At 68.7% G+C, this 6345-nt stretch carries 7 protein-coding genes; 2 read left to right on the forward strand and 5 right to left on the reverse strand.

Annotation, left to right across the window (positions count from 1 at the left end; translation table 11 throughout):
• A partial coding sequence (locus tag VJ693_RS08035) for an ABC transporter permease subunit (RefSeq protein ID WP_414652241.1) occupies positions 1-141 on the reverse strand: 141 nt, incomplete at its 3' end.
• An 88-nt stretch (positions 142-229) separates the two neighbouring features.
• Complete coding sequence (locus VJ693_RS08040) at positions 230-1615, reverse strand: replication-associated recombination protein A (RefSeq protein ID WP_324153105.1); 1386 nt, start codon at positions 1613-1615, stop codon at positions 230-232.
• Between the two features lie 122 nt (positions 1616-1737).
• On the opposite strand from VJ693_RS08040, the gene VJ693_RS08045 reads away from it, so the two are divergent.
• Positions 1738-2283 carry a chemotaxis protein CheW gene (locus tag VJ693_RS08045; protein WP_324153106.1) on the forward strand — a complete coding sequence of 182 codons (546 nt, stop codon included), beginning with the start codon at positions 1738-1740 and terminating at the stop codon, positions 2281-2283.
• Between the two features lie 52 nt (positions 2284-2335).
• Here the strand turns inward: VJ693_RS08045 and lolA are convergent, their stop codons facing one another.
• Genes lolA through VJ693_RS08060 form a run of 3 tightly spaced genes read right to left on the reverse strand, consistent with a single transcriptional unit; the run spans position 2336 to position 5945 of the window.
• Entirely contained in the window at positions 2336-2962 is a 627-nt protein-coding gene (gene lolA / locus VJ693_RS08050) for an outer membrane lipoprotein chaperone LolA (protein WP_324153108.1), read from the reverse strand.
• Positions 2955-5261: a DNA translocase FtsK gene (locus VJ693_RS08055; protein ID WP_324153110.1), complete on the reverse strand. Its 2307-nt coding sequence runs from the start codon at positions 5259-5261 to the stop codon at positions 2955-2957. The genes lolA and VJ693_RS08055 overlap by 8 nt, the downstream gene beginning before the upstream one ends.
• A gap of 18 nt (positions 5262-5279) precedes the next feature.
• Positions 5280-5945, reverse strand: a complete 666-nt coding sequence (locus VJ693_RS08060; protein ID WP_324153111.1) for a Crp/Fnr family transcriptional regulator — start codon at positions 5943-5945, stop codon at positions 5280-5282.
• A gap of 247 nt (positions 5946-6192) precedes the next feature.
• Here VJ693_RS08060 and VJ693_RS08065 point away from each other — a divergent pair.
• Positions 6193-6345 (forward strand): FAD-dependent oxidoreductase (locus tag VJ693_RS08065; protein WP_324153113.1); only part of this gene is annotated, 153 nt, incomplete at its 3' end.

The raw sequence follows: 6345 nt of genomic DNA on the forward strand, positions 1-6345 counted from the left end.
CGCCCCCACCATCAGTATCTCGCCGTGCGCAAAATTGATCAGCGAAATGATCCCGTACACCATCGTGTACCCCAGCGCCACCAGCGCATACATGCTCCCCAGCACCAGGCCGTTGATGATTTGTTGTACGAAGATGTCCATCGCGAGCCCCCAGGGTTGTACGGCTCGCGGATTGTAGGAAGCGCTTACGACACCTTCCCCCGGGTTTGCCCCCTCGGGGCACGCGCGGTCAGGAACCTTCGTCGTCGGCCGAATCGGCCGGTCGCGCTTCGTCGTTGAGGCGGCGCAACTCGGCGAGCTTCTCGCCGATGCGCAGCTCGAGCCCGCGCGGTACCGGCTCGTAGAAGCGCGGCGGCTGGGGCAGGCCGTCGGGCCAGTAGGACACGCCGGCCGCAAAGCCGCCGGGCTCGTCGTGGGCATAGCGGTAGCCCTGGCCGTGGCCCAGGGACTTCATCAGCTTGGTCGGCGCGTTGCGCAGGTGCGCCGGCACCGGGCGCGTCGTGTCCTGCTTGACGAAGCTGCGCACCGCGCCCCAGGCGGTGTAGACCGCGTTCGATTTCGGCGCGACGGCCAGATAGACCACCGCCTGCGCCAGCGCCAGCTCACCCTCGGGAGTGCCCAGGCGCTCGTAGGTTTCGGCGGCGTCCAGTGCGAGCCGCAATGCGCGCGGGTCGGCATTGCCGACGTCTTCGCTGGCCATGCGGATCAGCCGGCGCGCAAGGTAGCGCGGGTCGGCGCCGCCGTCGAGCATGCGGGCGAACCAGTACAAGGAGGCGTCGGGGTCGGAGCCGCGCACCGACTTGTGCAGCGCGGAGATCGTGTCGTAGAACTGGTCTCCGCCCTTGTCGTAGCGGCGCAGTTGCTCGCCCAGCGAGCGCTCGAGCATCGCCTCATCGATGCGCTCGATGCCCGGGCCGAGCTGAGCGACGAGGTTCTCGTAGGCGTTGAGCAGCCGGCGCGCATCGCCGTCGGCATAACCGATCAGGCGCTGCGCGGCGGCGTCGTCGAGCGGGGGCGCGTTCAGCGTCTCGCGCGCGCGGGCCAGCAGCTTCTGTTGATCTTCGTCGTCGAGCGCCTTCAGCACATGCACCGTCGCGCGCGACAGCAGCGCCGAGTTGACCTCGAACGACGGGTTCTCGGTGGTCGCGCCGATGAAGGTGAACAGGCCCGATTCGACGTGCGGCAGGAAGGCATCCTGCTGCGCCTTGTTGAAGCGGTGCACCTCGTCGACGAAGACGATCGTGCGCTTGCCCTGCGCACGCGCGAGCTCGGCCTGGGCGACCGCGTCGCGGATCTCCTTGACGCCCGACAGCACCGCCGACAGCACGATGAAGCGCGCGTCGACCGCACCGGCCACCAGCCGCGCCAGCGTGGTCTTGCCCACGCCCGGTGGGCCCCACAGGATCATCGAGTGCAGCCGGCCCTGCTCGAACGCCGTGCGCAGCGGCTTGCCGGGCCCCAGCAGGTGCGCCTGGCCGATCACCTCGTCGAGCCGGCGCGGGCGCAGGCGCTCGGCCAACGGCGCCGTCTCGGGCGCGGGTGCCTCGGCCGCGCCGGGCGCTGCGCCGGCATCGGGCAGGTCGTGGTCGTCGAAGAGGGCATCTTGCCGGGTCATCGCGAGATTGTGGCAGGCAGTGCGAAGCGGCGAATTGCCGCCGGCCACGCCCACTTTTCACGCTTTGGCACCGCGGCGGCGGGCCGGACACTGGGGGCCTGACACGCAAGGAGCCCTTCCGCATGAGCGCCCATCCGTCTGCCGACAACCGCGCCCCCGCCACCCCAGCCGGCACCACCGCCGCCGCGCAGACCGGCTCGCCGCGCGAGTACCTGTCGTTCAAGCTCGGCAACGAGGAATACGGCATCGACATCCTGCGCGTGCAGGAGATCCGCGGCTACGAGCCGCCGACCCGCATCGCCAACACCCAGCATTTCATCAAGGGCGTCGTGAACCTGCGCGGCGTGATCGTGCCGATCGTCGACATGCGGCTGCGCTTCGGGCTGCCCGACGTGCAGTACAACAGCTTCACCGTCGTGATCATCCTGAACATCGGCCACCGCACGGTCGGCATGGTGGTCGATTCGGTCAGCGACGTGCTCGAGCTGGCCCCCGGCCAGATCAAGCCTGCGCCCGAGTTCAACGGCGCGATCGACGCCGCCTACATCACCGGCCTGGGCACGATCAAGCACGGCGACGACGAGCGCATGCTGATCCTGATGGACATCGAGCAGATGATGATGGCCCCTGACATGGGCCTGATCGACGCTGACACCGCGATGCACTGAGCACGCCCCGGCCGAGTTGCACAGAAGGCGCCCGCGGGCGCCTTCGTCGTTTCTACTGCTCCGACACGTCGGCGCCAGCCGGCGCGTCGAAGCGGAAGGTCTCGGGCGGCAAGGCCGAGTCGGTCTCGAGCTGGTCGAACCTCAGCATCGAGCGCTGGCCGAAGCTGTCGGCGATCTCGACCGCCACCAGCGTCCGGCCCTTGAAGCCGGCCTTGAGCCACTGGATCGTGCCGCCAGTGTCGCGCGGCGTGGCCTGCACCCACTCCAGCCCGCCCTGGTCGGGTTGGTTCTTCAGCTCGAAGGTCTTCTCGATCGACGAGCCGGTCAGCAGCGCGACCGGCGTGCTGCCCAGCGCGTCGGCCACCTTGCGCACGGTCACCTGGTTCAGGTCCGGGTCGTGGAACCAGACCTTCTGCCCATCGCTGACGATGGCCTGCGCATAGGGCTTGGCGTAGTCGAAGCGAAAGCGGTTCGGCCGCGCGAAGCTGAAACTGCCGGACGAGACCTTCTGCTTCTTGCCATCGGGCGAGGTCACGGTCTGGGTGAAGGCCGAGCGACCCGATTTCACGTCGCGCACGAAGGCGCGCAGCGAATCGGCCGCATCGGCGAACGCCCCGGCGCTCGCCGCCGTCAACGCCGTGCAGGCCGCGAGGCGCACGGCGAACCGGAAACTATTCATCACGCTTGGGCAACAGGATTTCACGGTTGCCATTGGTCGACATGGAGCTTACGAGCCCGGATTGCTCCATTTGTTCCAGCAGCCGCGCGGCGCGGTTGTAGCCGATGCGCAGATGCCGCTGCACCAGCGAGATCGAGGCCTTGCGGTGCTGCAGCACGATGGCCACCGCCTGGTCGTACATCGGATCGGCTTCGCCGCCAGCGGCACCACCGCCCTCGCCCGCCTCGCCACCCTCGCCATCGAGCGTGCCGCCCTCGAGAATGCCCTCGATGTAGTTCGGCGGGCCCTGCATCTTCAGCGCCTCGACGACACGATGAACTTCGTCGTCGGAGACGAAGGCACCGTGCACGCGCACCGGCAGCCCCGTGCCCGAGGCCATGTAGAGCATGTCGCCCATGCCCAGCAGCGCCTCGGCGCCCATCTGGTCGAGGATGGTGCGGCTGTCGATCTTGCTCGACACCTGAAAGCTCAGGCGGGTCGGGATGTTGGCCTTGATCAGGCCGGTGATCACGTCGACGCTGGGCCGCTGCGTGGCGAGGATCAGGTGGACGCCGGCCGCACGCGCCTTTTGCGCCAGGCGGGCGATCAGCTCCTCGATCTTCTTGCCGACCACCATCATCAGGTCGGCCAGCTCGTCGATCACGATCACGATGTAGGGCAGACGCTCGAGCGGCTCGGGGGCCTCGGGCGTCAGGCTGAACGGGTTCGGCAGCAGCTCGCCGCGCGCCTTGGCATCGTCGATTTTCTTGTTGTAGCCGGCCAGGTTGCGCACACCCAGCTTGCTCATCAGCTTGTAGCGCCGCTCCATCTCGCCGACACACCAGTTCAGCGCGTTGCCGGCCTGCTTCATGTCGGTGACGACCGGGCACAGCAGGTGGCCAATCCCTTCGTAGACGCTCATCTCGAGCATCTTCGGGTCGATCATGATCAGCCGCACGTCGCGCGGCTCGGCCTTGTACAGCAGGCTCAGGATCATGCCGTTGATGCCGACCGACTTGCCCGAGCCGGTGGTGCCGGCCACCAGGCAGTGCGGCATCTTGGCGAGGTCGGCCACCACCGGGGCGCCGATGATGTCCTTGCCGAGCGCGAGCGTCAGCAGCGACTGCGCGTCGTTGTAGACCTGCGAGCCGAGGATCTCGGCCAGGCGGATCGTCTGCCGCTTGGCATTCGGCAGCTCCAGCGCCATCAGGTTCTTGCCGGGGATCGTCTCGACCACGCGGATCGACACCAGCGACAGCGAACGCGCCAGGTCCTTCGCGAGGTTGACGATCTGCGAGCCCTTCACGCCCGTGGCCGGCTCGATCTCGTAGCGGGTGATCACCGGGCCGGGCTGGGCGGCAACGACGCGCACCTCGACGCCGAAGTCCGACAGCTTCTTCTCGATCAGCCGGCTGGTCATCTCCAGCGATTCGGGCGTCACCGTCTCGACGCGCGCCGGCGGCTTGTCCAGCAGGTCGATCTGCGGCAGCTTGTTGTTGGCCAGTTCCATGAACAACGGCTTCTGCCGCTCACGGGCCACGCGCTCGGACTTGGGCACCTCGAGCACCGGCGGCTCGATCACCAGCGGCACGTGCTCGGCGAATTCCTCGCGCTCTTCCTCGACCTCGATCTCGCGCTCGCGCTGGGCCAGTTCGCCCAGGCGCACGTCCTCGGCGATCTCGCGCTTCTCGATGCGACGCTCGCGGAAGCCCTCGACCCACGCGCCCAGGCTGTCGGCCACCCGCACCCACGAGAAACGCAGGGCCAGCGGCAGCGCAACGACGAGCAGACTGATCCACAACACGCCGGAGGCGAGAAAGCCCAGGCGCATCGACAAGGGCCCCAGCCACCACCCGACGATGCCACCGGCATGGCCGGGCAGGTGCGCCTCCCAGCCGTACAGGCGCGTCCATTCGAGCGCACAGCTCGCCAGCAGCAGCAGCGCCAGGCCTGCGACGAACGCGCCACGGGGGCCCGGCGAGGGCCCCGCCGCCTCGCGCCGCGTGACCGCTCCCCAGGCCATGAGCAAGCGCCGGGCGCCGGCCACGACGAGCCACCAGGCCGAGAAGCCGAACAGCACCAGCAGGACATCGGCCACCCAGGCGCCGGGCGCGCCGAGCCAGTTCAGCACGGGGCCGCCGGCACCGCTGGTCGAGAAGCCGGGGTCGTCGATGCGCCGGCTGGCCAGCGCCAGCGTGACCGCCAGCCAGGCAGCCGAGAGCAGCAGCAGGCGCAGACGCTGGCGGATCGGATGGGGTTCGGGCGCCGGCGCCCGCGCGGGCTGCGGGCCGGTGCCGGTCAGGGTGGCGCTACGCCACATCGGTAGGTCGACCTCGGGTCATTCAGGTACGCGGTCCTTCAATACGACCGAGCCATTTTCCTGCGTCTCGATCACGCCGCGCTCTTCGAGGTCCTTCATGACCCGGCTGACCATCTCGCGCGAGGCGCCGACGATCTTGGCCATGTCCTGGCGCGAGACCTTGCCCCGGATGATCTTCTGGCCATCGGCATCCTCGGCCATGTCGAGCAGCGTGCGGGCGACCCGGCCGTAGACGTCGAGCAGCGCCAGCGACTCGATCTGCCGGTCGGCGCTGCGCAGCCGCCCGACCAGGCCGCGCATGATCGCGTAGGACAGGCTGGAGTTCTCCGGCAGGCAGCGCGCGAATTCGGGGCGACCGAGGATCAGCATGTCGCTCTGCACCTCGCAGCGCACGGTCGCCGAGTGCGGCTGGTTGTCGATCAGGCTCATTTCACCGACGTAATCGCCGGCTTCGAGCACCGCCAGGATGACCTCGCGGCCGCGCGAATCCGAGGTCAGCACCCGGGCCCGGCCGTTGAGCAGGATGAACAGCGCGTTGCTCTTCTTGCCTTGCTCGACGACGATCTCACCGCGCCGGTAGCGGCGCTTGACCACGCCGTCGGCCACCGCGCGCGCTTGCTCGTTCGTCAGCATCGAGAACAACGGCACCCGGCGAATCAGGTCCAGGTTGGACAGCATCGACATCAGTCATCCCCTCTTCTATTGGCTTCGATCAACAGCAGGGCAGCCAGGCGTGCCTTGTATTCCCGCACTGAGGGCCGCCCCCGCCTGCCGCTCATTAGAATGCGGTCGCCCGTATTCTTGCGCAGGCGCGAGCATAGCGGTTTCCCTGTGAAATGCTGCACGCCCCGGCGCCGCCACCGATTCCCGCCGCCGCGCGGCTGCCTGCGGGCCGCTTGCAAGCCGCGCCGCGCGCCCCCACCTGCACGTCATGAGCACCACCACCACCCACGCCCAAGTCCTGATCCTCGGCTCCGGCCCGGCCGGCTACTCGGCCGCCATCTACGCCGCGCGCGCCAACCTCAAGCCGCTGCTGGTCACCGGCCTGGCCCAGGGCGGCCAGCTGATGACCACCACCGACGTG

Source organism: Ideonella sp., assembly GCF_035254525.1.
In the GTDB taxonomy this organism is placed as follows: Bacteria; Pseudomonadota; Gammaproteobacteria; order Burkholderiales; family Burkholderiaceae_C; genus Ideonella.

Bases quoted from the DNA above. Each gene is read 5' to 3' on its own strand.
- VJ693_RS08040 (WP_324153105.1), bottom strand. From the start codon at position 1,615: ATGACCCGGCAAGATGCCCTCTTCGACGACCACGACCTGCCCGATGCC.
- VJ693_RS08045 (WP_324153106.1), top strand. From the start codon at position 1,738: ATGAGCGCCCATCCGTCTGCCGACAACCGCGCCCCCGCCACCCCAGCC.
- lolA (WP_324153108.1), bottom strand. From the start codon at position 2,962: ATGAATAGTTTCCGGTTCGCCGTGCGCCTCGCGGCCTGCACGGCGTTG.
- VJ693_RS08055 (WP_324153110.1), bottom strand. From the start codon at position 5,261: ATGTGGCGTAGCGCCACCCTGACCGGCACCGGCCCGCAGCCCGCGCGG.
- VJ693_RS08060 (WP_324153111.1), bottom strand. From the start codon at position 5,945: ATGTCGATGCTGTCCAACCTGGACCTGATTCGCCGGGTGCCGTTGTTC.